Below are 26,074 nucleotides of genomic sequence, written 5' to 3' on the forward strand. Positions count from 1 at the left end.
GCGTCCTTTTTATTGTTTTATGAAGCTGTTTACTCAGGTGTGCGCACCAGACTTAAAAAATGCAGATGACGTTCATACTGATCAATGATGTCCTGAAGCAGATCTTCTTGTGTCCATTCCATCACATCATAGCCCTGCCCGCCTTCTCTTAAAAAGACTTCTGCCTGATAAGACTGGGGAGAGTCAGCATCCGGCATAAAACTTGGTACTACAGTCTGCGTAGCAATGACCTGATAGATAAAGTTCATTTCATCCTGATGATCGACCCGCAACTCAAGACCGTCCTCCAGTTGAGCAATTTTTACCTGTATCTGCCGCCGTTTCAGTTCAGCCTGAAAACTGCTAAATGCTTTGCTGACCGTGGTCTCAATATAATCACGTACTTCACCCTGGCTATGCGCATAATGCATGATTAGACCTAAGCGCTGTTGCCAGCTACGCGGATTCTGGATGGCACGCGGGGTGATCCGTGCTGCTTGCAGTGCATGCATTTTGGTGACATCCAGATGCAAAGCTTTGATTAAACCCCAGCACATCAGCAGCATAATGAAGGTAAATGGCAAGGCACTCATGATCGTGGCCGATTGCAGTGCCTCTAAGCCGCCTGCCAGTAAAAGGATGATCGCCAGTAAAGCCATGAGTACGGTCCAGAACAGACGCTGCCAGGTCGGTGAATTTTCACTTTTTGCTGTCAGATAATCAGTCACCAATGCTCCTGAATCGGCAGAAGTCACAAAGAATAGCATCACCAGCACCGTCGCAATGATACTGGTCACTGAACTGAAAGGCAGATGACTGAGAAACTCAAACAGGGCAACTGAAGAATCACGCTGAACTGCTTCTAGCAAGCTGGTATTGGCTTCATGCATAATGCTGTACAGTGCGGCATTGCCCATAAAACCCATCCAGATCAGGGTAAATCCAGTGGGAATCAGCAGTACGCCAACGATAAACTCACGAATACTTCGTCCTTCTGAAACCCGGGCGATAAACATGCCGACAAATGGCGACCAAGAAATCCACCAGGCCCAGTACATGATGGTCCAGCCCCCAATCCAGCCACTTGGCTGATAGGCATACAGGTTAAAAGTCATACTGAACAGATTTGAAACATACTGTCCGGCATTCTGAATAGTGGTCTGCAACAGGTAAATACTTGGACCTGCCACAAAGACAAAGATCAGCAACAGTAGTGCAAGCACTAAATTTAGTTCAGATAAGCGTTTAATTCCTTTATCTAATCCAAAAAACACAGAAGTCGCTGCCATGGCACTCACCACAATGATCAGGATCACCTGAGTGCTAGGTGCCTGTTCAATACCAAACAGGTAATTCAAACCTGAATTGATCTGAGTAACCCCGAAACCCAGTGTTGTGGCGACACCAAATATCGTACCAATGGTGGCAAACGTATCGACCCCATCTCCAAGCGGACCATAGATTTTTTGACCAATCAGCGGATATAGGGCCGAACGGATTTTTAAGGGTAATTGATGCCGGTAAGCGAAATAAGCCAGCGACAGGCCAACAAGCGTATAAATTGCCCAGGCATGCAGACCCCAGTGGAAAAAAGTAACCCGCATAGATTGCTGTGCAGCCAGCACCGTTTCAGGCGTTCCGGCCGGCGGCGTGACATAGTGCATCACCGGTTCAGCTACGCCAAAGAACATCAGGCCAATCCCCATCCCTGCGGTGAATAACATCGCAAACCAGGAGGTATTTTTATATTTAGGCTGACTATGGTCAGGTCCCAGCTTGATTTTACCCATGTCTGACAGGGCAATATAAATGAGCAGGATCAGAAATATCGCCACAGACAAGACATAGAACCAGCTAAAGGACGTAGTAATCCACTGGTTCAGTTGCTGGGTGAGAAGTGAAAAAGCATCGGGCGCAAATATGACCAGCGCTAGAAATATCGCAATAATACTTACAGTACTGATAAAAACATTTGGATTGATATTGGCAAACCAGGATGGTTTCGCAGAAGGCATACATCCTCCATTTTTAAAATTGGATCGACAAACAGCGTCAAATAATTATTAAGAAAGTTAAAATACGGGAACAGATTCAGTCTATGAGAGCAAGATCTGCTGTTATTTTAGGAGGTTAGAAAAAATAAAGCCGTTAAGTTCCTGTAACAAATAAAATAAAAAATATAAGGTTTAGTATTCAGATGGGTGCTCTCTGTCTTTGACGTTATTTTTATGCGGCAGGCGCGAGATATATTGCAAGGCAATTAAGCGTGACACAATCAGCGCCAGATACATCACCCCGACAAACATCTGGACAATGGCCAGCATCCGGGCGACCGGACTGACCGGCATCATATCGGACAGTCCTGTTGCAGACTGTACACTGAAACTGAGAAAAAGCAGGTCCAGCCAAGGCTGATAGGCGTGCAGGTCAGGATCCGAAAAACTGTAGGGCACCAGAAGCTGGCAAATACTGTAAAGGAAGGCAAAGCCCCAGGCCAGCAAGGTAAATACTGCACCAGCAGCAAAGAGTTCATCTTTGGTCAGATAGCGATCATGAAACATATAACGCAGCAGGCCATAGGCTGCACTGAAATAAGCCCCGGCTTCAAACAGGTTGGCGGTAACATGGATCCAGGTATAACGCAGCCCCAGTACAATCAGGGAGGAAAATAAAATCGCGCCGGCGACAAAGCTGAGTCCAAGAATAGTAAACATCGGGGTCTGGCGAATGACCCGAGCAATCACCAGTAATACCAGCACACCAAGCACCCAGGTTCCCGCCCGGTAAGACACACTTTCATAACTTAAAACGGACAAGATCAGGATCAGCAATTGCAGACATAACAGCCATGCAGAAGGCAGCTGTGTAAAGCTGTTCCAGAACTGCTGTAAAGTTTGCTTCATAATGACCTTCTAGTTGCTATTGTCATGCAGGGAACGCATTGTTGTTATAAGCAGCGTTAACATAGCATGTTCAAAACAGCTTGCAGATATGCGATTTGTATGAAAATTACTGAAATAGCACACTATAGAAATCTGGCTCATCCATTCCAATACGGGACTTCTTTTAACAAGAAATATAATCATGCCCCCATAAAAAAAGCCCCTCACGGGACTTTTTTTGTGTAACGCCAATCTTAGTGATCCGATGCGCCGGAGATACCAAGACCGGTTTGTGAACGTACAAACTGGGCATCAAAGGCTTTGCGTTCTGCCTGAGCCTGTGCCGAGCTATCCGTCACAGAGAACAACCAGCAGCAGAAGAATGACAATGGCATCGCGAAGATTGCTGGGCCATTGAACGGATTCACTGGTGTATCGGAAATACCCAAAGTATCTACCCATACTGCTTTAGACAGTACAATCAAGGTTACAGCAGTCACCAGACCTGCCACACCGCCAATCACGGCACCACGTGTCGTCAAACCTTTCCAGAACATGGACAATACCAGTACCGGGAAGTTGGCACATGCTGCAACCGAGAACGCCAGACCTACCATGAAGGCTACGTTCTGTTTCTCGAACAGAATCCCGAGAATCATCGCGAAGATCGCAAGACCTAAAGTCGCAATCTTAGACATACGTAGTTCAGAGGCAGGTGTAGTCTGGCCTTTCTTCAGGACGTTGGCATACAAGTCATGCGAAATAGCTGAGGCACCTGACAGAGTCAAGCCTGCAACCACTGCAAGAATCGTGGCAAATGCAACTGCAGAAATAAAGCCCATGAACAGGTCACCACCGACTGCATCAGACAGGTGAACCGCCGCCATGTTATTACCACCGACCAGCTCCAGCTTGCCAGTCACTGCCATTTTCGCAACATCAAGGAATTGCGGGTTATTCGATACATACAGGATCGCACCGAAACCAATGATGAAGGTCAGCAGGTAGAAGTAACCAATAAAGCCTGTTGCTACCACTACTGATTTACGTGCTTCTTTCGCATCTTTTACCGTGAAGAAACGCATCAGGATATGTGGAAGACCTGCCGTACCAAACATCAATGCCAGACCCAAAGAGATCGCATCAATCGGGTTAGACGCCAGACTACCTGGCCCCATGATCTTGGTCGCATCTGCCAGGCTCAAGTCATGCACTTTTGCATAGACATCAATGGCCTGTTCAAACATGTTGGTAAAGCTGAAGCCTACACCTTTCATGACCATAAATGCCATAAAGGTTGCACCAGACAATAACATCACCGCCTTGATAATCTGTACCCAAGTGGTCGCCAACATGCCGCCGAACATTACGTAGGCCATCATTAACAAGCCCACAATGACCACTGCAATATTATAGTTAAGACCGAACAGCAGTTTGATCAGCTGACCTGCACCCACCATCTGTGCAATCAGGTAGAACGCGACCACAACCAGCGAGCTTAAAGCAGCCAAGGTACGTACCGGTTTTTCCTGTAGACGGAAAGACACTACGTCTGACAGGTTGTATTTACCCAGGTTACGCAGACGTTCTGCCACCAGGAACAATACGATCGGCCAGCCCACCATGAAACCCAGTGAATAAAGCAAGCCATCAAAACCGGACAGGAACACCATCGCGGAAATACCCAGGAAAGATGCGGCTGACATATAGTCACCGGCAATCGCCAGGCCATTCTGAAAACCGGAAATACCGCCACCGGCAGTATAGAAGTCTTTGGTATTGGTGGTTTGTTTCGCTGCCCATTTAGTAATAAACAGCGTAGCACCTACGAAAATCACAAACATGATAATCGCGTGCCAGTTGGTCGCCTGCTGTTCTGCTGCACCCAGATCAGGACCAGCCAATGCAACGCCTGAAGCCACTATCGTGGTCGCCAGGGCAATAAGAGAATTCCATTTCATCTTAGTGGTGTCCTTTTTCATGCGCAATCGCTTCGACTTCACGGATTGCTTCTTCAGTCAATTGATCAAGTTTGTTATTGGCAATGTAGGAATACACACCACACAAGATAAACGACAGGACAATGATACCCAGACCAAGTGGAATACCCCACGTGGTCACACCACCTGAAATTGAAGACAATAGAAATTCTTTGTTGTAACCAACCAGCAACATGAAACCCACATAGACAAATAGCATAATGCCGGTCAACGTCCAGCTGAGCATACTTTTCTTGCGGACCATTTCCTTGAATTTTGGATTTTGTAGAATACGATCTACTTGTACCTCATCCATAATTACTACTCCTGTAGCCCAACCTTGGGCTGCCTATTTTTTAATTCGAATTATCACTGTTGCAAGTTAACAATAATCGTAGGTGCTTGTAATTTAGACTTTGGTCGTTAAAAAATGATCAATTTAAACTGTAGCGTTCACGATGCGTTATCATAGCGGCATGCTCAGTACACATCAGGCTATATGAACAGTTGGCTCATCATAGGGGTACTCGCCCTCTATATCGCATTACTCTTTATCTGCGCTTTCTACGGGGAAAAACATGCCAGCCGGCTGAGTACCCGTGGGCGCATGCTATTGTTTAGTTTAACTTTAGGAGTGTACTGCTCCTCCTGGACCTTTTACGGCGCCACGGGTGCTGCGGTACGTGAAGGCATTATTTTCCTGCCGATCTATCTGGGTCCGCTGCTCTTTGTTGCTGTCGGCTATGACATCTGGCGCCGTCTGGGACGGGTTCGGCAGCATCATGCTATTTCTTCAATCGCAGACTTTGTCGCTGCCCGCTATGGTAAAAGTGGCCCCCTCGCCTCGCTGGTGACCATTCTGGCGGTGGTGGCGATTGTGCCTTATCTGGCCTTACAGTTACGTGCGATTGCCCTGAGTGCCGCCGTCATTCTGGAGCCTTCCGCAGGTGTAACCGGCACGACCAATGGCGTACTGTTTCTGACCGGGGTTCTGGCAATACTGGCGATGATGTTTGGTACCCGTCAGATTGCCAATACTGAACAGCATGGCGGTCTGATGCTGGCTGTAGCATTTGAGTCGTTTGTAAAGCTCTTTGCCTTACTGGCTGTGGCCTGTTTCTTCATGTTTGAAGCACCAGGAAATATGGCACAGATCAGTCATGATATCAGCACCACTTTTCGTGAGGTGCAACTGTTTGGCGTACCACAAAGCTTCTGGATTCAGACCCTTCTGGCGGCACTGGCAATTATCTGCCTGCCACGCCAATTCCATGTGGCGGTGGTGGAACTGCGCGATGAAAAACATATCCGCGGTGCACGGCGCTGGTTCGCAGTTTATTTGATTTTAACTACCCTGGCGATTATTCCAATTGCCAGCTGGGCATTGCATGCAGCACCCCAATATCTGGCCATTCCGGATGTAGCCGTACTGTCTTTACCACTCAGCTATAATCAGGACTGGCTCACTTTACTCGCCTTCTTGGGCGGTTTTTCTGCCTCTACCGGCATGCTACTGGTGTCTTCCGTAGCCCTGTCGATCATGCTCAGCAATGACCTGATTATGCCGGCATTATGGCGCTTAAAACTGATTTCACGGCATGACAAGCGCTTACCATTGGTACTGAAATTTACCCGCCGGGTCTGCATTCTGGGTGTAATGTTGATGGGCTTTCTGTTCTTCAACTTCTTCAATGATATTGATCAGCTCTCGGTTTTTGGCCTGCTGGCGTTTAGTGCGGTGGCACAATTCGCTCCTGCCCTGATTGGCGGCCTGTACTGGCGCGGTGGCAGTAAACAGGGCGTATATGCCGGACTGTTAACTGGTTTTGCCCTGTGGGCCTATACTTTGCTGTTTCCAACCATTTTGCGCAGCCTGCCTGAAGCCTATAAAGGCTTCAGCCAAAGCCTGCTCACTCATGGTCCTTTTGGCTGGAACTGGTTACGACCAGAAGCCCTGATCGGTTTTGAATCTTTTGACCCACTGACGCATGGGGTGGTCTGGGCGCTGGGTTTAAACACCCTGCTGTATATCTGGATTTCCCGTATCTTCCGTCCAAGTGTGGCCGAGCAGATTCAGGCGGAAAGTTTCTTCTATTATGAAACCAAGCCCTTACCCTCACAGAGTCCTTCTACCGAAGTCAGCTATTCCCATCAGGATGTCGCACGTTTAAAAGTCGGTGACCTGATTACCCTGGCCAAACGAATTACTGGTGAAGGCCCAACCACACGTGCTTTCCAGCAGTTCTGTACCCAAAACAGCGTTGAGCTGAATGAAAACAGCAGTGCCAATGGTATGTGGTGGCGTTTTACTGAACAGTATCTGGCCGGAACCATCGGGGCAGCTTCAGCACGTACCCTGCTTACTACCGCCATGGTCAACAATGGTCTGGCCTTGGGTCAGGTCGCCAATATTCTCGATCAGGCCTCACAATGGCAACGCTTTAACCAGAACCTGATCATGACCATGATTGATCACATGACCCAAGGGGTCAGCGTGGTCGATGAAAACATGTGTCTGGTGGCCTGGAACAATCAGTATCTGAAACTGTTTGATTATCCCACTGATATTGTCTATGTCGGTTGTCCGATCGCCGACTTGATTCGTTATAACGCTGAACGTGGTGAATGTGGTCCGGGTTCGGTGGAAGAACATGTCCGTAAGCGGATTCACTGGATGCAGGTCGGTAGTGCCCATGAATTTGAACGGATTCGTAAAGATGGCCGAGTGATTCAGATGCGCGGTAATCCGATTGAAGGGGGCGGTTTCGTTACCACTTTTGCCGATATTACCGCTTTCCGTGAAAATGAAGCCGTACTTGAAGCGCGGGTTCAGGACCGTACCCAGCAGCTCGCCGATGCCCTGTCCGAGCAGCAACTGGCACGAGAACAGGCAGATAAGGCCAATATGTCAAAAAGCCGCTTCATTGCTGCAGCCAGTCATGACCTGTTACAGCCGATGCACGCTGCGCGGCTGTTCAGTACCGCACTTGAACAAAGTGTACAGAATGACGAAGACCGCAAGACCTTGCAGCAACTGGATCGTGCCTTGCATGGTGCCGAAAGCATGCTGTCTGCCCTGCTGGACATTGCCCGACTGGAAGGCGGCACCATTCAGCCTAAACGTCAGGCTTATCCGCTGCATGACCTGCTGCGCGATCTGGAACTCCAGTTCAAATCGATTGCTGCACAGCGTGGCATCCAGTTCAGTGTGCATGATGCGCAGTTCTGGATTGATACCGATCCGCAATGGATTCGCCGCATTATCCAGAACTTTGTCAGTAATGCCCTGCGTTATACCGCAAAAGGTAAAGTCGTGGTCGGCGTGTTACGTTCGGGTAGCAAGCCAGATCATATCCGCATTGGCGTCTGGGATACCGGACCGGGGATTGCTGAAGAACAGCGCATCAAGCTGTTTCAGGAATTCGAACGTTGCGGCCATACCTCGCCTTGGGGTGAACAGGGTCTTGGTTTAGGCTTGGCGATCGTACAGCGTATGACCAGCATGCTGGACTATCCGGTATATGTCTTCTCCGAGTTGGGTAAAGGCTCCTGCTTTATGATTGAAGTACCTGTGGTTGAAGCACCGAAAGTTGTGGCAGCACCAGTTCAGACTGTTCCTCTAAAGAGCAAAGCTTTTAGGATTCTGTGTCTGGACAATGATGAAACCATCCTCGAAGGCATGTCCACCTTATTAAGTAAATGGGGCTATCAGGTCTTCAAGGCCACTGAACCGGAACAGGCACAGCAGCTGATTGAACAGGAAAATATTCAGGTCTGGTTGATAGATCAACATCTTAACCAAGACAAAATTGGTCTGGATTTTATTCTGGAACATCGTCGTAGCGATATTCCGGTCGCCCTGATTACGGCCGATTCCGATCCGGAACTGCCACAGCGTCTCAAAGAGCTGAACATTGTTCTGCTGAAAAAGCCGCTAAAACCGGCCTCGTTACGTTCTTGGCTATCCGGACTGAAAATTTCTGACACCTGAGCAGATTTTGACCGCGATCAATGCCCATTTCAGCTCCTGAAATGGGCATTTTTTATACTCATCTGCTACATAGAATTACTTTAATTGCATAAAATTTATTCCAATGTGCTAAAAGCAGTAAAAACTCCGAAAATATCGCTCAATAAATTGACCAAAATGATCATTTTTCAATTCACTATGGCAAAAACTGACGAATGTATTAATGGTCATGTGTACACTTAGTTACAATTATTTATGCTGATGTTTTTTATAAAAATTAAAGATCGATTTTTTATTCCTATAACTTTAGTCGTATGTTTTATCCCCTGCACTTGGCTTTAAAAATAGAGGAAAAGAAACGATCAGTTTCCATCTCATATACATGCCTTGATTCCTTTGGCAGCTGATCTATTTTTCTGTATATCGGAGTTCTTCACATGAACATAGATCAAAACCATGACTTGAATCAGACTCAGCAGTTTCACCGTCAATATGGTGCCAATGCCCTATTGCCAAACATTGACTGGACACAAATTTTTAAATACAGCAAGCTGAATGATGCCCAGTATCAGGCACTGGAAACGCTGTATCAGAGTGCAGTCCCGCTGGCGCTGCAAGTCTTTGATGAATTACATTTTGATGTCTTTGAACCTTATGCCTACAAGCCACAAGGTCTGGGTTTATTTGAAAAGATTGCTGAACAGGAAGATAAATTAATTCAGTCTCTTGAAGCTGAAGCCAGGGATCTCCCCGCAGCAACCCGGCAGCAGATCTGGAGCATGCTACTGCGTGGTGGTGCAGTACTGGTATTTAAAGCGTGGCTGGGCAAGGTCAAAAATGAAGAAGATTGCCTGGATACCAGCCAGTTCGACGAGCTATCTGATCTGTTATTTATCAAAACCTGCCCACATGAGCTGGCACAGCGTTTACATGTTGACCCGACTGCACCGGACGATCACATCTTCCTGATGTATGACAATGAAGTTTATCTGGACCGTTTCAACAGTCTGGAAACTGCGGCACTGTTTGTAGATCTAGGGGTATATGACGCGACCTTCCTGAGTCTGCGTGATGATCGCGTGGCAGAATATCTGAAATCCAAAGGTTATGTCACCGAAGAGCAGATTGATGAACTGCAATGTGCCTTAAATCCGCTGTTTTGTGATGATTTTACTCGCAAACAGGATTATATCGCCTAATATCTTTATATCTTTTCACTTCATTTTTTTCATAAAAAAGACCTCCAATGAGGTCTTCTTCAATTCGAATAGCAGAAGCCTACATTTTGCGGTCTTCAATATTCAGCGCATTAATGGCCAATACTGCTTGCGTCCGGTTCTGTACACCCAGCTTACGGAAAATTGCCGTGACATGGGCTTTAATGGTGGCTTCGGATACATCCAGTTCATAAGCAATCTGCTTGTTCAATAAACCTTCAGCTACCATCATCAAAACCCGGAACTGTTGCGGTGTCAAAGACTGGATCCGTTCGGCCAAAGCCGTTTCATCGGCAGCACGCGGATCAAAGTTCATATTGGCCGACAGATTGGGTGGTAACCAGATTTCACCTTCCAGTACTTCGCGAATCGCTTCACCAATATGGCTTGGGTGGGCAGATTTAGGAATATAGCCCATCGCACCATGCGCAATAGCGCGCTGGATGATGCTGACTTCTTCATGCGCAGACACGACGATAATCGGTAAAGACGGATACTGTGCGCGAACATGCACCAAGGCAGAAAACCCGGATGCGCCCGGCAGGTTTAAATCCAAGAGCACAAGATCAGGCTCAGGGCCATTTTCTAGACGTTCATAAAATTCATTGACTGCCGCAGTTTCATGAATCTGGGCTTGTGGCAGACTATAACGTACAGCCTGAATCAGGGCATGACGAAATAGTGGATGATCATCAACGATTAAAATATTCATAGGCAACGTGAGAAAGATCTTGGCACGGTAGGCCCTATTCTAACCACACAACCCTGTTTAAGGATATGCAAGACACTATTATTTTTAAAATAATATGCAGTTTTTCTTTTTAAACTGCCCGTTTTTGCAGTATTTCAATAATTATTTAATTCTCATCACTTTTTTATATATATCTTATTCCTCACTGAAAAAGCTTATATTTATTCAATATAAGTATAAATATCATAAGTTTATTAAATATTTTTTACTTATAAATCAGGCTTTTTTTGTATATCAAAAAATCAGATAACTTTTCAGCTTTTCGTTATTTTACAGTCCTGCGCTGAATCAGGGTTAATAAGGACATTCCGAGATTAACCCTATTTTCAGGTTCTAAATATGTCTAATTTTAATGCGCAAAAACCCTTAAATATTGTGGCCGTATCTGGCGGTTTAAATCATCCTTCAAAAACCGAAGCCCTGGTTCAGGCGATTCTGGATAAACTGGGAGAAGCCACACCGATCAATGTACATTTTATTAAATTTAGTGAAATTGGTTCACTGCTAGGCGGCGCGATTTACCGCAATCAACTGCCACAACGCATTCAGGATGATCTGGCAGCCGTAGAAGCCGCAGATGCGCTGATTGTCGGCACCCCGGTTTACCGCGCTTCATTTACCGGCCTGTTCAAGCATTTCTTTGACTTTGTCGAGCAAACGGCACTGGTCGATGTGCCAGTATTGTTAGCAGCTTCTGGCGGCAGTGACCGTCATGCCTTGGTGCTTGAACATCAACTGCGTCCTTTATTCAGCTTCTTTCAGGCGCAGACTTTGCCGATTGGTGTTTATGCCACCGACCGCGATTTCACCCCTGAATATACCATTCACAGTGAATTGCTACGTGACCGGATTACCCTGGCTGTGGCGCGGGCATTACCTATTCTGGAATGGGCACCTGCCAAAGGACAGCGTGCTGAAGTGATTAAAGAAAAAAGCATTCAGGCCAGTCAAAATCTGGGCATTAACAAGCAGATTGAACAGGAAGAAGTATTACCATCTGCAGTGGTACCTAGCCTGGATGCAGCAGAATCGCGTTTACACAGCAAGAAAGCACCAAAGGCTCAAGTGGCTTAAATATGCACGCAGAGGGTAATCAGCATGTCGAATGATAAAAATATCGTATTTGCCTATTGGGTGCCGAATGTCAGTGGTGGGCTGGTGGTCAGTAACATCGAGCAGCGCACCGACTGGAGCTATGACTATAACGTGCGTCTGGCACAAACAGCTGAACAGGCAGGCTTTGATTATGCTCTGACCCAGATCCGTTTTACTGCCGGCTATAACGCAGAAAACCAGCATGAATCGGTGAGCTTCAGTCATGGCATTCTGGCCAAAACTGAACGCCTGAAAGTCATTGCCGCGATTCTACCGGGTCCGTGGAAGCCAGCACTGGCCGCCAAACAACTGGCGACAATTGACCATCTGAGCAATGGCCGGATCGCGATCAATGTGGTCAGTGGCTGGTTCCGCGGTGAGTTTGATGCGATTGGTGAAGAATGGCCGGAACATGACGAGCGTTATGCCCGTTCGGAAGAGTTTATCCGTAGCCTGAAAGGAGTCTGGACCCAGAACAATTTTAATTTTGAGGGTAAATATTATCAATTTAAAGACTATACCTTGAGTCCTAAACCATTGCAGAAGCCTCATATAGAAATCTTTCAGGGCGGCAGTTCCCGGGCAGCACGTGATATGGCATCCCGTGTATCCGACTGGTACTTCACCAATGGCAATACCCCGGAAGAACTGAAAAAACAGATCGATGATATTCGTGAAAAAGCCAAGGCAAATCATCACTCGGTGAAAATTGGTGTAAATGCCTTTGTGATTGCACGAGATAGCGAAGAAGAAGCGCAGGCTGTATTGCAGGAAATTATTAGCAAGGCCAATGTGCAGGCGGTGAAATCTTTTAGTGAAGCGACCCGTGAAGCTGGCGCAGCAAGTCAGGAAGGCGAAGGCAACTGGGCCCAATCCACCTTTGAAGATCTGGTGCAATACAATGACGGGTTCCGCACCAATCTGATCGGGACACCGCAGCAGATTGCTGAACGGATTATTGAACTGAAAAAAGTGGGCGTTGATTTGATTCTGTCAGGCTTCTTGCATTTTATTGAAGAAGTCGAATATTTTGGCCAGAAGGTATTGCCTTTGGTTCGTGAGCTTGAAGCACAACAGGCAATGCCTGTGCAGCAAGAAGAAGCTGAGCCCGTATAATTATTCCAATAAATCTCAGCAGACTCCCTCCCTCAAGGCTCGGCTTGGGGGATTTTTTATGTGATAAAATTGTTGTCTGGCTAGGTTTAAAACCATCAATTCCTTAAAATTCTGCACTAACGACTTTCCAAGAATTTTAACAATGCAACTGATCTGGTTTCGTCAAGACCTCCGCATTCATGATCATGCCGCGCTCTGGCATGCCACCCAGCAAGGTACCTGTATAGCAGTGGTGGTGCTCTCTCCCGAACAATGGAAGCTGCATCAGGATGCCCGGATTAAAATTGATTTTTATCTGCGCCGCCTCGACGTCTTAAAGCAGCAGTTAACGCAGCTGAATATTCCATTAATCATTTTAAATATTCCCTTATGGCAAGACCTGCCTGCCGAAATGCGAAGCCTGTGCCAAAAACTGCAGATTGATACGCTACATGCCAATATTGAAGTGGGCGTGAATGAACTGCAACGTGATGCACAGGTACAGCAGATGCTGGAACAGCAGCAGATCCGGGTCGAGCTGTATCATGATCGCAGCCTGTTTCCACTGACCAGTATCCGCAATCAGTCCAATCAGCCCTATCAGGTCTATAGCGCGTTCAAGAAAAAGTGCTATGAACGACTGATTCAGAATATACCGGGCTGCTATCCTGCCATTCAGCCTCAAGATCCGTTTGAATTACCCGCTCAGCTGACCAGCTTTGATCTGCAAAAATTTGCGGCTGATTATGAGGTCGATCATGCTGCCCAGCTCTGGACTGCAGAAGATCAAACTGCCTTTGAGCTGCTCGATGATTTTATCGGGGAGAAAATGGCTCACTATAAAACTGAGAGAGATCTACCTGCAGTCGATGGTACCAGCCGCCTGTCACCATATCTGAATATCGGTATTCTCTCGATCCGTCAATGTATGCAGACCCTGTTTAAGGACGGTTATTTCCAGATTGATGATATCGGTCAGCAGACCTGGCTGGATGAACTGCTCTGGCGCGAGTTTTATCTGCATACCCTGTTTGATTTTCCCCGTGTATCCAAACATCGGCCTTTTAAGGAAAATACCGATAACATCCAGTGGCGTAATGCACCTGAAGATCTGGCTGCCTGGCAACAAGGACAAACCGGGATTCCGATTGTCGATGCCGGTATGCGGCAAATGCGAGCCACTGGCTGGATGCATAACCGGGTACGCATGATTACTGCAATGTTCCTGTGTAAAAACCTGCTGATAGACTGGCGTCTGGGAGAAAGCTGGTTCATGCAGCATCTGATTGATGGTGATCTGGCAGCGAACAATGGCGGCTGGCAATGGTGTGCTTCGACCGGCATGGATGCCGTGCCCTATTTCCGGATTTTTAATCCGGTCAGCCAGTCACAGAAGTTTGATCCGAATGGGGATTATATTCGCCGCTGGGTGCCGGAACTGGGGCATCTGGATGCTAAATTTATTCATGAACCTTATGCCAAAAATCCGGATCTTGCACTGGATTATCCAAAACCGATTGTGGATTTAAAAGCCTCTCGTGTAAGAGCGATTGAAGCTTTCAAGAAAATTTAAAACCAAACTTTTTCATCCCGAATAAAACAGCCTCCGATAAAGAGGCTGTTTTATTTTCAGATCAGGAATAAAAGCTTGGATCAGGCACTTTCCCGGTCAGCACCCATTCCCCCACTTCCTGATATTTATAATCGATCGGATCATGCAAGGTCTGGGTGCGGACATTGCGCCAGTAACGGTCCAGATTGAGCTTGGCCGTGGTAGCCCGCGCACCCATCACCTGGAAAATATTCTGGGTAATATAGAGAGAGGTATTGGTTGCGGCAATTTTGGCTGTGGCAATGGCAACCGAGACTTCACCGCGCTGTTCGGCACTTAAATCATTCCCAAGCTCCCAAGCTGCCTGTAAAGCCTGAACTGCTTTATCTGCCAGTAAGCGTACACCTTCTAGTTGTACATAGAACTCGGCAAAATGCTTCTGGATAAAAGGATCATTCACCGCATCTTCTGCCAGTGATTTGGACCAGGCTTTTTGGGTTTGTACGGTCTGTTTGGCGACGTCAAATGCCCCTTCTGCCACGCCCAAAAATAGATGCACGAAAATCAGTTGAGCAATCAAAGGCCGTAGGCTGGAATACGGCGTACTCAGTGGACCTGGATTTAACAGCAGTTCATTTTCATGAATTTTGACCTGCTCAAAGTGACTGGTACCACTGTCGGTCTGGCGTTGGCCCATATTGTTCCAGTCGCCCAGAAAACTTACTCCTTTGCGTTGGGTAGGAATCACACCAATCAGCAATTTTCCGGCATCGTTATAGCCTGAACACAGCAACATATCTGAATCGATCGAACCTGAGCAGAAGCTTTTATCTCCATGAAAAATATATTCGTTTTCTGAAACTTTTGTGGCTGTGGTGCGACGGTCCAGCGGATTTAGAGTATTACCCCAGAACAGATTATTTTGGGCCGTCTGTTCAAACCACGGGCCATATTGTTCCGCTTGGGAAAATAATTGCACGGTCGCAATCAGCAAATGGTGAAAGCCATAGACATGCGCCAGTGAACTGTCGACTTGGGCAATAATTTGAATGGTGTTAAAAATGGTCTGCCAATCTGCCTCCTGACCGCCATACTGTTTTGGAATGGACAGGCCAAGCAAGCCACTCTGGCGAATCAGGTCACGCTCGGCTTTGGGATTCCCCCCCTGTTTGTCCCGCTCTGCGGCAGTCAAAGCAAAATTTTCAGCAAGTTTCTGGGCAATATCGACAGGAGACTGATTTAAATATGGGGATTGTGCATTCATTATTTTAACTCATGTTCAGCATGGAAACAGCTTAGCAGATCAGGGTACTGACCTATATCCGAAAGCATGCAGAGCTTATGACTGATATAAAAATACCGGCAGAATGCCGGTATTGGAACCGCTTGAATTTAAACTTTATTACGCTGTACTTCTGCGATCAGATGCTCCACCACCTGCGGTTCAGCGAGGGTTGAAGTATCTCCCAGACTGTCCAGCTCATCGGCTGCAATTTTTCGCAGGATCCGGCGCATGATTTTGCCGGAGCGGGTTTTTGGCAAGGCCGGTGCCCAGTGTAAAGCGTCTGGTGTGGCTACTGGACCGAGAGTCTTACGCACCCAGCTCACCAGCTCACCGCGTAATTCATCTGAACTTACTACAGCGGCCTGCAAAGTGACAAAGGCACAGATTCCCTGTCCTTTAATATCATGTGGCATACCAATAACAGCAGCCTCGGCCACCGATTCATGCGCCACCAGTGCACTTTCAATTTCTGCCGTACCTAGACGATGTCCGGACACATTCAGGACATCATCCACCCGGCCGGTAATCCAGTAATAACCATCTTTATCACGACGTGCCCCATCCCCGGTAAAATAGGTGCCTGGATAGGTCGAGAAATAGGCTTCGATAAAACGCTCGGGATCACCCCAGATGGTCCGCATCTGACCCGGCCAGGAATCCTTAATGACCAGATTACCCTCGGCTTCTCCCTCCAGTTCCTTGCCGTCAGCATCGACAATGGCCGGCTGTACGCCGAAGAAAGGCCGTGTCGCCGAACCCGGTTTTAAGGCAGTCGCACCCGGCAATGGCGTAATCATGAAACCGCCGGTTTCGGTCTGCCACCAGGTATCAATCACTGGACAGCGACCTTCACCGACCACGGTGTAGTACCAGTTCCAGGCTTCCGGATTAATTGGCTCACCCACTGATCCTAAAATTCTCAGGCTGCTACGGTCACTTTCCCGTACAAAAGCATCTCCCTCACGCATCATGGCGCGGATCGCTGTCGGCGCGGTATAGAGAATGGTCACGTTATGCTTGTCGACAATATGCCCGGTACGTGCCCAGCTCGGATACTGGGGAACCCCTTCAAACATCACAGTGGTGGTACCATTTGAAAGCGGACCATACAGCACATAGGAATGCCCGGTAATCCAGCCGACATCTGCAGTACACCAGAACACATCATCCTGCTTGATATCGAACGCTTCACGGAAGGTACAGTTCACATAAGTCAGATAGCCGCCAGTGGTATGCAATACTCCCTTGGGCTTGCCGGTAGAACCTGAGGTATACAGGATAAACAGCGGATCTTCGGCATTCATCGGTTCGGGTGGACAGATGTCATTCACTGACATAATTTCCATGTGATACCACAGATCACGTCCTTCCTGCATTTCGATCGGGTTACCGGTGCGATGTACCACGATGACATTCTGAATGGACTCTGTACCTGCAAGTTTCAGTGCTTCATCGACATTGGCTTTCAGTGGAATGGCCTTACCGCCACGCATGCCAGAATCAGCGGTAATCACCATTTTGGCCTGACAGTCTTCAATCCGGCTGGCTAAGGAGTCTGGCGAAAAACCGCCAAATACTACACAATGAACCGCACCGATCCGGGCACAGGCCAGCATGGCTATCGCGGCTTCAGAAACCATCGGCATATACAGCATGACCCGATCGCCTTTCTGGATGCCATTTTTCTTCAGCACATTGGCGAAACGGCAGGTTTCATCATGCAGCTCGGCAAAGGAAATAATCTTGTGCCTTGAAGGATGGTCACCTTCCCAGATGATCGCCGGTTTATAGGGATGTTCTTTCAGATGCCGGTCCAGACAGTTGGCACTGACATTCAGCTGGCCATCGGCAAACCATTCGATTTTAAAATCATCTTTGTTAAAACTGGTATTTTTGACTTGGGTAAAGGGTTTAATCCAGTCCAGACGTTGCGCCTGCTCTGCCCAAAATTGATCTGGCTGTTCTATAGAATACTGATAACGCTCAAAATACTGCTCTTCGAGTGTACGTGCTGTTTTTTTAAATTCTTCAGGTACTGGATAGATCTCTTGCATAATTCACTTCCTTGATTTTGTTCTATCTCATCACGAGAGGTTAATGCGGCGTGGTTGATTGTTTTTTATGCATAATGGCAGTATGGCCTGCTTATTTCAAATCCGGCAATCATGCTTTCGTCGTAGATTATTTATACAAATTCAATCAAAATAAACCACAACTTACAGTACAGAATTTTCTACACAACTGTGTATGATCTGTAGTAATTCCCTTTAAAATAAAATTGCCCTCTCATTGGGTCTGGTTTAGCAGGACACTCTCTTTATGACATCGCCTGAATCTCCCTACTTTAGTCCGCCTGATCTGCCTCTAGCAGATCATCCCCTGTCGATGAAAGGGCGTTTCGGGCGCTTGAGCTTTATTGCCTGGTCGGCGTTTCTACATTTCATTTTTTTATGTTGCACCCTCGCACTGGGCCTTAGTATTGATATTGTAAATATTGCCACACCTTCCATGGACCCGAACTGGCTGATTTCATTACAAGGCTTGGGCAGCATTGGTGTACTGCTCATCGTTCTGGCCTACCTGTATTTTGCTTTAGTCGTTACTGTTCGCCGTTTCCATGATTTAAACAGGAGCGGCTGGTGGGTGCTGTTATTATTACTCCCCTTAGTTAACATTTTTGTATGGCTTTATATAATCTTTGGTTCGGGTGATCGTGGCATAAATCACTATGGTCCGGCACGGATCACCTTGTTCTGGGAAAAGGTCCTGGCTTGGCTGATGATTATCCTGACTCTGCTTAGCCTGTTGGGTTCACTGGCTTTATTCGGCTATATGAGTGGTGGAGAACAGCCGCAGACTCCGAGGGAAATGATGCAGAAAACCACAAAATATTTTTAATATTGACTTTAGCCTTGGAAGAAATACCTGGCCATGCTGGCAAACCCTGGTTAATTTTTTGCTGAACATCAGGCAAAATAGGCAAAATTTAAATGCGGGAAATTTCGTGGCAGAAAAAGAAAATACTTTGAATCAGGTCACTGAAGGCACGACTGAGCTGTTGCACGAGGCAACTGAAAAAACAGCACAGACCGTAATTGAACATACCGCCAAGTATAATGATGCTTATAGTGCCATTGACAAGATCATAGAAGGCTTTTGGGAGCGTGTGCCCTATTTCTGTATTGCCTTGGTGGTGATTTCGATTTTCTGGTTACTCTCCAAAATATTCAAGTTTTTTATTCGCAAGACTTTAGAAAACCGCTCTTATACCCGGCAGAATCTGGTGCTGGTCCTGAACCGTGTAGGCAGTACTTTTATTATATTTTTCGGTGTATTAATCGGGCTGGTGATCGCAATTCCTGGCTTTACTCCAGCTCAGCTGATGAGTGCCCTCGGGATTGGCTCAGTGGCCATCGGTTTCGCCTTCAAGGATATTTTCCAGAACCTGCTTTCCGGCGTACTGATTTTACTGAGTGAACCCTTCAAGATTGGCGATGACATTATCGTGAATGGCATGGAAGGTACAGTTGAAGATATCCAGATTCGCGCGACCTTTTTACGCTCACCAGATGGCCGGCGTATCGTCATTCCCAATGCCACGGTCTACACCAGTGCAGTGACTGTAAATACTGCCTATACCCATCGCCGCTGTGAATTTTTGGTCGGTATTGGCTATGAAGATGACATCCAGAAAGCCAAGGATATTATTACTGCAATTCTGGATAAGGATCCAACCATCCTGAGTCAACCTGCCTTTAGCGTCAATGTCATTGCACTGGCAGACTTCTCGATTACCTTGAAAGCTTTATGGTGGGTCGACACCACAGATACCGGAACCGGAACTTCGATCAGTGCGGTGCAGGAACGCGTGATTCAGGCTTTTGCAGAACACAGTATTTCAATCCCTTATCCCGTTCAGGAAGTGAAGGTCTATCGTGGGGATGGTCATGACGATGCCTCAGCTCGCGCTAAACAGCCGACCTAAAACATAAGGAATTGCCGTCTCGGTACGCAGAATACGGTTGCCAAGGTTCACTGCCTGACAGCCGTTTTTTATGAGCAGATCGATCTCATAGGGAATAAAACCACCTTCTGGGCCAATCACGATACTGCAAGGATGCTGAAGCGCAAATGGCATAGGCTGTTCGGCATAAGGATGTGCCACAAAAGCTGGACAATCCGTACTAATCAAACCCGGCAAGACATCTTCCACAAAAGGTTTAAAGCGTTTATATAGCACTATTTCTGGAGCGATCGTATCCCCTGCCTGCTCCAGGCCCAGTTCAACATAATGATCCAGCTGCTGCAAAAACGGTGTCTGCCAGTAGCTTTTATCTACCCGATAGCTGTGCAGTAAAATGATTTTTTCTACTCCCATCGTGACAGCATCCATGATCAGACGACGCAGGACTTTGGGTCGTGGCAAGGCCACAATTAAGGTCACAGGTAATTTTTCTGGAACAGTTTCTTCTTGCAGCGGTTTTAGTTGTACTGATGTTTCAGAGATTTCAACAATTTCTGTAAGATAACGCTTGCCTTCACGGATACCCACTTTGAGCGTATCACCGACTTGAATGTCCAAATGTGTCTGCAAATGTTCCAATTGACGTTTGGCACTGATCGTCCAAATCTCAGATTGGGTTTGACGGGGATCAAGCAGGACGATGTTCATAAAAAAGAAGACCAAAAAAATATGATATATCCCTCTATTGGCTAGAGGGTGGCGACAGGGATGTCGCCTGCAGTGCCGAGGGACAGGACGTCCCTTCAGCGCTGCAAAAGGCTTTTGTTAGGCTGATGACACTTCCTTGTATCACACAGCCTAACGACGGCATCCCTGCCGTCTTGGGAAATCCAATATCTGTTACTTATCAATGTAAATTAAAGATACTGATCAATCACCTGAATATGCTTAGCCAGTGAACCCTGATTTTGCTGCATAATCTTTTCCGCAGCCGTATTCAAACTTTCAGCCTTTTCTGAATTATTTAAAAGCTCCAATAAAGTCGTCGCTGCCTGTTGAGCATTTTCGACCACTTCTACAGCTTGAGCTTCTAAAAACTCATTCACAATGGTCTGGAAGTTAAAATAGTTCTTGCCCAAAATGGTAGGTACATGCAGCGCAATCGGCTCCAGAATATTATGTCCACCACCTGGTTCATTTAAAGAACCACCAACATAACATGCCTGACTCAGAGCATACCAAAGCCACATTTCACCCATAGAGTCGGCCAGATAAACCTGGGTATCTGCTTCAATATGTTGCCCCAAACTACGGCGCCGGATTGTTAAACCTAGTAACTGTGCTGCCTGAAACACCTCATCAAAACGTTCCGGATGACGCGGCACCACAATACAGACCAACTTAGGATCAGCCTCTAAAGCAGCTTTTAAAGCACTCAGAATTTCTTTTTCTTCAGGCGCATGGGTACTGGCCAGCGTGATCACTTTACGACCTGCTAAAGACCATTGCTGTTTTAACTGATCTGCCTGCTGGATAAAGTGCTCAGGCGCAGTAATATCGAACTTGATATTGCCCAAAACCTGGGTTTTCCCCGCTGCAATTCCCAGTTCGATATAGCGTTGCCGGGTAACAGCATCCTGTGCCAAAAGGCCAGTTAAATTTTTCAGCATGCCACGGGTCAGACCTTTGACCTTGGCATAGCCTTTGGCGGATTTTTCAGAAAGTCGGGCATTCAGCAGTAAACAGGGCACCTTAAAATCCGGTGCCTGATCAATCAGATTCGGCCAGAGTTCAGTTTCCATTAACAACAGTAACTTAGGCTGATATTTCCGATAGAAATCCTGAATCAGTGTTTTCTGGTCAGCAGGCAAATACACGGCCTGAAATAAGTCTAAGTAAGGTGGCTTTAAGAACAGCGATTTGGCCCGGGCCTGACCGGTTTTGGTGGTATTGGTGACCAGCACCGGATGACCGAGTTTTAAATAATGCTCAATTAAAGGTTGGGCCGCGTTGGTTTCACCTACTGACACTACATGAAACCAGATGGCATGCAGGTTTTTAGGGGATTGAAATGGACCGAAACGTTCTGTCATTTCTTGTTGTAATTGTTCCGGCTCGGTCGTACGTTTACGAATACGCGATTGATATAAGGGTTTAACCAGCGCCAAGGCTGCGTTGTACCAAAATGGAGTGGCCACTTTGCGCCCCTGTCCAAAGATTCAATGGGCAGAATATAGCAGAGCCACATCAACATGTTAATCAATGTGGCTCAATTTTAGATTATTCTGCGGTGCTTAAAGCTTCTGCTTCAGCCAAGGTTGGATAATCAATATATCCTTCAGCTGCCTGGCTGCCGATCATGTTTTCCAGTTTTAGTTCATTCAATGGTGCATCTTCAAGCAGTCGCTCATACAGATCCGGATTGGCAATATAGGCTTTGCCAAAAGATACTGCATCAGCTTTGCCAGACGCTAACAGTTCAATCGCATCTTCACGGCTCAAGCGCATATTTGCAATGTACGGTACGCCATGTGAGCGCTGTTTCATATACTTGGAAATACTGTCTTCTGCCAGATACTCACGGGTAAAGAAAAATGCGATCTGACGTTTGCCCAGCTGCTCCATGACATAACCGAAGGTTTCACGTGGATCATTATCGCCCATATCATGCTCATCGCCACGTGGTGCCAGATGTACACCCACACGATCAGCACCCCAGACTTCAATCAGTGCATCCATGACTTCTAGCAGGAAACGCGCACGGTTTTCAACTGAACCGCCGTATTCATCTTCACGTTTATTGGTTTTGGTTTGCAGGAACTGGTCAATCAGGTAACCATTGGCTGCATGCAACTCAACGCCATCAAAACCGGCTGCTTTGGCACGAATTGCAGCCTGTTTATACTGCTCGGTAATTGCTTGAATTTCAGCAATTTCTAATGGGAGTGGTAGGACGTATGGACGTTTTGGACGTAACAGGCTGACGTGACCAGCCTGTTGTACGCTGCTCGCCGATACTGGTGTTTCACCGTTTAACAAATCTGGGTGCGATACACGGCCGACATGCCAAAGCTGTGCAACAATCAGGCCGCCCTTCTCATGAACCGCTTTTGTCACCTGTTTCCAGCCTTCTACCTGAGCATCGCTAAACAGTCCTGGCGTATTCAGATAGCCATTGGCTTCTTCAGAAATAACAGTTGCTTCAGAGATGATCAGACCTGCACTTGCACGCTGGGCATAGTATTCAGCCATCATTGGCGTTGGCACACGGTCAGCAGTAGCACGACTACGGGTCAGCGGCGCCATAATGACACGGTTTTTGAGTTCTAACGCACCGAGCGTTAAAGGAGAATTTAATTCAGCCATCGTTACTCCCACCGGTTAAAGGTGTTGTTGTAAATGTTCGATAAATTGCTGAATCAAAGCTTCATTGCGGGAAAAATACGACCATTGCCCATGTTTGGTGGCGGTAATTAAACCCGCCTGTTGCAACACGGACAAATGGTTGGACATGGTGGATTGAGAAACTTGTCCTAATTTTTCAATCTGGCCCGCGCAGACACCACGCTGAAAGCCGCCACACTCCTCCACAGACAGATATTGTTCTGGAGATTTCAACCATTCCAGAATCTGCCGACGGGTCGGATTGGCCAAGGCTTTAAAAATTAGATCAAGGTCCATAAGCACATCACAATCAGTGGCGCAACGAAACTTCATTCAGCATCTGCAATCATTATATCGTATTTTTTCGATTTATATATCGATAAATTTAGATATAAAAGTCACAAACTGTTAAAGCATTGTTACGCCAGCTTTAAACGACTTGTTACAAGCCCTGTTTCAGGCTTGCTTCAATAAATTTGTCCAGATCACCGTCCAGTACGGCACCCGTATTGGAATTTTCTACGCCAGTACGCAAATCCTTGATACGTGAATCATCCAGTACATAAGAACGGATCTGGCTACCCCAACCGATATCAGACTTGGAATCTTCCAGCGCCTGGGCAGCTTCATTACGCTTGTTCATTTCCAGCTCATAAAGCTTGGCACGTAACTGTTTCCAGGCATGGTCACGGTTAGCATGTTGTGAACGCTGGTTCTGACAGGCCACCACAATACCGGTCGGAATATGGGTCAAACGCACCGCAGAATCAGTTTTGTTAATGTGCTGACCACCGGCACCTGAGGCACGATAAGTATCGGTACGCACATCTGAAGGATTGATTTCAATTTCGATGTTGTCATCCACTTCAGGTGACACAAACACGGCAGAAAATGAAGTATGACGGCGGTTACCCGAATCAAATGGCGACTTACGCACTAAACGGTGTACGCCAGATTCAGTACGTAACCAGCCATAAGCATACTCGCCTTCTACACGAATCGTGGCAGACTTGATCCCGGCTACATCGCCGTCAGACTCTTCCATCAGTTCAGCTTTAAAGCCATGACGTTCGATCCAGCGCAAGTACATACGCAGCAGCATGGACGCCCAATCCTGTGCTTCCGTACCCCCTGAACCTGCCTGAATTTCCACATAACATGGATTCGGGTCCATCGGATTACTAAACATGCGGCGGAATTCAAGTTTGGCCAGCTCTTCTTCAGCAGCATTCAGCTCAGCCTGCACATCTTCAAGCATGGCTTCTTCATCTGCTTCAACGGCCAGATCAAGCATCGCTTGCGCATCTTCCAGCTGGGTCTCTAACCCGTCCAGTACATTTAATACGTTTTCCAGCTCGCCTTTTTCTTTAGCCATGGCTTGGGCACGACTCTGGTCATTCCAGATGGCTGGATCTTCTAATTCACGCAGGACCTCTTCTAAACGCTCTTTTTTCAGATCGTAGTCAAAGATACCCCCGTAGTGTCTGACCACGTTCGTTTAAATCTTTTAATTGGTTTAGATACGGATTAATTTCCACGTGAATTACTCTCAATCAGAATTAGGCACAAATTATTTAGCCCGCGATTATAGCACAGTCTTTTTTTGCAGTTTGCGCGTCCTCAGTGTTGGCTAAAAGTTCAAATGATTATTTCTTAGGACTTACTTTGTAACACTCAGCACCGCCCTAAAATCCCCTTATTAGTTATTTTTTATTTAATGGTTTCTATTATTTTTTACTGCTATTTATTCAGTTAGTCTCTGAAGACTGTGGATCTTTTTTTCTTTTTTAAAAAGCATACTAAAAAAAATAAAAAGTAGCAATTTCAATACATTCCACAATATCTACACAGTTTTAATAAAACACTACATTATAAATTTACTTTTATTATTCAGTGACTTATTTAGATAAAATTACATAAGATTACGCTATTCACATTGCGGTAACTTTCCTGTGATTGACGATCTTTGGAATTGGTCTACACTTAAAGTTGTAACAAAAAGTGTAATATTTTAACTCACGATTTGAGGGGTATTAACCATGAAAAAATTAGCGATTGCTTCAGCACTACTTTCAGCAATAGCCATGACTGGAACAGCAGCACATGCTTACCAGGCTGAAATTGGTGGATCAGCGGGAGTAATTGATCCGGACAACGGTGGAACCAGCGGTTCTTTCGGTGTTGATGGTACATATTACTTCAATCCAGTTCAAACTCGTAATGCCCCATTAGCAGAAGCGGCATTCCTTGACCGTGCTAGCAATGTAAGCGCTCAATACCAATATGATGAAGTGGGTGATGATGATCGTCATCGTTATGGTGTAGGCGTTGAATACTTTGTACCAAATTCCGATTTTTATTTAAGTGGTAACGTGGGTCGTGATGATATCAAACGCGACAACGGCCGTGATTTTGATGAAACTGTCTATGGCGCCGAAATCGGTTATCTTCCAGCACCAGGCTTATTAATTGCTGCGGGTCTGAAAGGTTATGATAATGACTACGATGATGGCGTAGATCCAACACTTCGCGCTAAATATGTGACTACATTAAGCAATGGTAAAGATATTAACCTGGAAGCAGGTGCAGGATTTGGTGATCTAGATGAATGGAATCTGGCAGCAGACTACTTCATCGATAAAACTCTCAGTGTTGGTGTAGATTATTATAGTAAAGATCATGGTTTTGCAGATACCAATGAATTTGGTATCAGTGCACGTAAGTTCATTAACCAGCAAGTAAGCTTGGAAGGTCGCGTAGGTTTTGGTGAAGTAGGGAATAATGACTACAACAAATTTGGTGTAGCTGCGAAATACCGCTTCTAATTTAAACCACGATACTTTTCATTCAAAAGAAACCCATCCTCGGATGGGTTTTTTTATTGCACTTTTAACAGGCATTTAGGTATTTTTTGCACATTG

Annotated in this window: 20 protein-coding genes; 8 read left to right on the top strand and 12 right to left on the bottom strand. The window is 46.4% G+C overall.

Going from position 1 to position 26,074, the window contains the following annotated elements; genetic code table 11:
* Positions 1 to 29: 29 nt before the first annotated feature.
* The 4 genes from VXQ11_RS06620 to VXQ11_RS06635 form a co-directional block, all read right to left on the bottom strand.
* A complete protein-coding gene (locus tag VXQ11_RS06620; RefSeq protein ID WP_416705695.1) occupies positions 30 to 1,994 on the bottom strand; it encodes a BCCT family transporter in 1,965 nt (654 codons plus the stop codon).
* A 171-nt stretch (positions 1,995 to 2,165) separates the two neighbouring features.
* Positions 2,166 to 2,882, bottom strand: a complete 717-nt coding sequence (locus VXQ11_RS06625; RefSeq protein WP_416705696.1) for an ion channel — start codon at positions 2,880 to 2,882, stop codon at positions 2,166 to 2,168.
* Between the two features lie 233 nt (positions 2,883 to 3,115).
* Positions 3,116 to 4,822: a cation acetate symporter gene (locus tag VXQ11_RS06630; RefSeq protein WP_416681415.1), complete on the bottom strand. Its 1,707-nt coding sequence runs from the start codon at positions 4,820 to 4,822 to the stop codon at positions 3,116 to 3,118.
* A 1-nt stretch (position 4,823) separates the two neighbouring features.
* Positions 4,824 to 5,156: a DUF485 domain-containing protein gene (locus tag VXQ11_RS06635; RefSeq protein ID WP_004281374.1), complete on the bottom strand. Its 333-nt coding sequence runs from the start codon at positions 5,154 to 5,156 to the stop codon at positions 4,824 to 4,826.
* 183 nt (positions 5,157 to 5,339) lie between these two features.
* On the opposite strand from VXQ11_RS06635, the gene VXQ11_RS06640 reads away from it, so the two are divergent.
* Positions 5,340 to 8,831 (top strand): PAS-domain containing protein, encoded by a 3,492-nt coding sequence (locus tag VXQ11_RS06640; protein WP_416705697.1) that lies wholly within the window; start codon positions 5,340 to 5,342, stop codon positions 8,829 to 8,831.
* 416 nt (positions 8,832 to 9,247) lie between these two features.
* On the top strand, positions 9,248 to 10,009 hold the full coding sequence (locus VXQ11_RS06645) for a hypothetical protein (protein ID WP_064095038.1): 762 nt from the start codon (positions 9,248 to 9,250) through the stop codon (positions 10,007 to 10,009).
* Positions 10,010 to 10,088: 79 nt separating this feature from the next.
* Here VXQ11_RS06645 and VXQ11_RS06650 read toward each other — a convergent pair whose 3' ends face one another.
* Complete coding sequence (locus tag VXQ11_RS06650; protein ID WP_064095039.1) at positions 10,089 to 10,739, bottom strand: response regulator; 651 nt, start codon at positions 10,737 to 10,739, stop codon at positions 10,089 to 10,091.
* Between the two features lie 378 nt (positions 10,740 to 11,117).
* Between VXQ11_RS06650 and msuE the strand changes: the two genes are divergently transcribed.
* The 3 genes from msuE to VXQ11_RS06665 all read left to right on the top strand — a co-directional run bounded on the left by msuE (position 11,118) and on the right by VXQ11_RS06665 (position 14,541).
* Complete coding sequence (gene msuE, locus VXQ11_RS06655) at positions 11,118 to 11,852, top strand: FMN reductase (RefSeq protein WP_416705698.1); 735 nt, start codon at positions 11,118 to 11,120, stop codon at positions 11,850 to 11,852.
* 24 nt (positions 11,853 to 11,876) lie between these two features.
* A complete protein-coding gene (gene sfnG, locus VXQ11_RS06660) occupies positions 11,877 to 12,989 on the top strand; it encodes a dimethylsulfone monooxygenase SfnG (protein ID WP_416681424.1) in 1,113 nt (370 codons plus the stop codon).
* Positions 12,990 to 13,131: 142 nt separating this feature from the next.
* Positions 13,132 to 14,541 (top strand): cryptochrome/photolyase family protein, encoded by a 1,410-nt coding sequence (locus VXQ11_RS06665; protein WP_416705699.1) that lies wholly within the window; start codon positions 13,132 to 13,134, stop codon positions 14,539 to 14,541.
* A 61-nt stretch (positions 14,542 to 14,602) separates the two neighbouring features.
* On the opposite strand, the gene VXQ11_RS06670 is transcribed toward VXQ11_RS06665, so the two are convergent.
* On the bottom strand, positions 14,603 to 15,784 hold the full coding sequence (locus tag VXQ11_RS06670) for an acyl-CoA dehydrogenase family protein (RefSeq protein WP_416705700.1): 1,182 nt from the start codon (positions 15,782 to 15,784) through the stop codon (positions 14,603 to 14,605).
* A gap of 128 nt (positions 15,785 to 15,912) precedes the next feature.
* Positions 15,913 to 17,859 carry an acetate--CoA ligase gene (gene acs / locus VXQ11_RS06675; RefSeq protein ID WP_416705701.1) on the bottom strand — a complete coding sequence of 649 codons (1,947 nt, stop codon included), beginning with the start codon at positions 17,857 to 17,859 and terminating at the stop codon, positions 15,913 to 15,915.
* 265 nt (positions 17,860 to 18,124) lie between these two features.
* Between acs and VXQ11_RS06680 the strand changes: the two genes are divergently transcribed.
* Together VXQ11_RS06680 and VXQ11_RS06685 are read left to right on the top strand one after the other, a co-directional pair.
* Complete coding sequence (locus VXQ11_RS06680; RefSeq protein ID WP_416705702.1) at positions 18,125 to 18,703, top strand: DUF805 domain-containing protein; 579 nt, start codon at positions 18,125 to 18,127, stop codon at positions 18,701 to 18,703.
* Positions 18,704 to 18,809: 106 nt separating this feature from the next.
* A complete protein-coding gene (locus VXQ11_RS06685) occupies positions 18,810 to 19,790 on the top strand; it encodes a mechanosensitive ion channel family protein (RefSeq protein WP_416705703.1) in 981 nt (326 codons plus the stop codon).
* Here VXQ11_RS06685 and VXQ11_RS06690 read toward each other — a convergent pair.
* The 5 genes from VXQ11_RS06690 to prfB form a co-directional block, all read right to left on the bottom strand.
* Positions 19,764 to 20,477, bottom strand: a complete 714-nt coding sequence (locus VXQ11_RS06690) for a 16S rRNA (uracil(1498)-N(3))-methyltransferase (protein ID WP_416705704.1) — start codon at positions 20,475 to 20,477, stop codon at positions 19,764 to 19,766. The two genes, VXQ11_RS06685 and VXQ11_RS06690, sit on opposite strands and share 27 nt — an antisense overlap.
* 209 nt (positions 20,478 to 20,686) lie before the next feature.
* Positions 20,687 to 21,967: a 3-deoxy-D-manno-octulosonic acid transferase gene (locus tag VXQ11_RS06695; RefSeq protein WP_416705705.1), complete on the bottom strand. Its 1,281-nt coding sequence runs from the start codon at positions 21,965 to 21,967 to the stop codon at positions 20,687 to 20,689.
* Positions 21,968 to 22,049: 82 nt separating this feature from the next.
* A complete protein-coding gene (locus tag VXQ11_RS06700; protein WP_416705706.1) occupies positions 22,050 to 23,135 on the bottom strand; it encodes an alkene reductase in 1,086 nt (361 codons plus the stop codon).
* 15 nt (positions 23,136 to 23,150) lie between these two features.
* Positions 23,151 to 23,450, bottom strand: coding sequence for an ArsR/SmtB family transcription factor (locus tag VXQ11_RS06705; RefSeq protein ID WP_064095178.1), 300 nt, complete (start codon positions 23,448 to 23,450; stop codon positions 23,151 to 23,153).
* Positions 23,451 to 23,595: 145 nt separating this feature from the next.
* Positions 23,596 to 24,691 (bottom strand): peptide chain release factor 2 gene (prfB, locus tag VXQ11_RS06710; protein WP_144724157.1). Its coding sequence is split into 2 segments (ribosomal slippage): positions 23,596 to 24,618 and positions 24,620 to 24,691, totalling 1,095 coding nucleotides; the frame shifts between segments, so codons are not numbered across the junction.
* A 501-nt stretch (positions 24,692 to 25,192) separates the two neighbouring features.
* Here prfB and VXQ11_RS06715 point away from each other — a divergent pair.
* Entirely contained in the window at positions 25,193 to 25,978 is a 786-nt protein-coding gene (locus VXQ11_RS06715; RefSeq protein WP_064095051.1) for a putative porin, read from the top strand.
* The last annotated feature ends 96 nt before the right edge of the window (positions 25,979 to 26,074 follow it).

It is taken from the genome of Acinetobacter sp. 197 (assembly GCF_048148385.1).
GTDB lineage: Bacteria > Pseudomonadota > Gammaproteobacteria > Pseudomonadales > Moraxellaceae > Acinetobacter > Acinetobacter pecorum.

Coding starts and splice junctions, on each gene's coding strand:
- VXQ11_RS06690 (WP_416705704.1), bottom strand. CDS start 20,477: ATGAACATCGTCCTGCTTGATCCCCGTCAAACCCAATCTGAGATTTGG.
- VXQ11_RS06625 (WP_416705696.1), bottom strand. CDS start 2,882: ATGAAGCAAACTTTACAGCAGTTCTGGAACAGCTTTACACAGCTGCCT.
- VXQ11_RS06670 (WP_416705700.1), bottom strand. CDS start 15,784: ATGAATGCACAATCCCCATATTTAAATCAGTCTCCTGTCGATATTGCC.
- VXQ11_RS06700 (WP_416705706.1), bottom strand. CDS start 23,135: ATGGCTGAATTAAATTCTCCTTTAACGCTCGGTGCGTTAGAACTCAAA.
- sfnG (WP_416681424.1), top strand. CDS start 11,877: ATGTCGAATGATAAAAATATCGTATTTGCCTATTGGGTGCCGAATGTC.
- VXQ11_RS06645 (WP_064095038.1), top strand. CDS start 9,248: ATGAACATAGATCAAAACCATGACTTGAATCAGACTCAGCAGTTTCAC.
- acs (WP_416705701.1), bottom strand. CDS start 17,859: ATGCAAGAGATCTATCCAGTACCTGAAGAATTTAAAAAAACAGCACGT.
- VXQ11_RS06620 (WP_416705695.1), bottom strand. CDS start 1,994: ATGCCTTCTGCGAAACCATCCTGGTTTGCCAATATCAATCCAAATGTT.
- VXQ11_RS06705 (WP_064095178.1), bottom strand. CDS start 23,450: ATGGACCTTGATCTAATTTTTAAAGCCTTGGCCAATCCGACCCGTCGG.
- msuE (WP_416705698.1), top strand. CDS start 11,118: ATGTCTAATTTTAATGCGCAAAAACCCTTAAATATTGTGGCCGTATCT.
- VXQ11_RS06630 (WP_416681415.1), bottom strand. CDS start 4,822: ATGAAATGGAATTCTCTTATTGCCCTGGCGACCACGATAGTGGCTTCA.
- VXQ11_RS06715 (WP_064095051.1), top strand. CDS start 25,193: ATGAAAAAATTAGCGATTGCTTCAGCACTACTTTCAGCAATAGCCATG.
- VXQ11_RS06650 (WP_064095039.1), bottom strand. CDS start 10,739: ATGAATATTTTAATCGTTGATGATCATCCACTATTTCGTCATGCCCTG.
- VXQ11_RS06640 (WP_416705697.1), top strand. CDS start 5,340: ATGAACAGTTGGCTCATCATAGGGGTACTCGCCCTCTATATCGCATTA.
- VXQ11_RS06680 (WP_416705702.1), top strand. CDS start 18,125: ATGACATCGCCTGAATCTCCCTACTTTAGTCCGCCTGATCTGCCTCTA.
- VXQ11_RS06635 (WP_004281374.1), bottom strand. CDS start 5,156: ATGGATGAGGTACAAGTAGATCGTATTCTACAAAATCCAAAATTCAAG.
- VXQ11_RS06665 (WP_416705699.1), top strand. CDS start 13,132: ATGCAACTGATCTGGTTTCGTCAAGACCTCCGCATTCATGATCATGCC.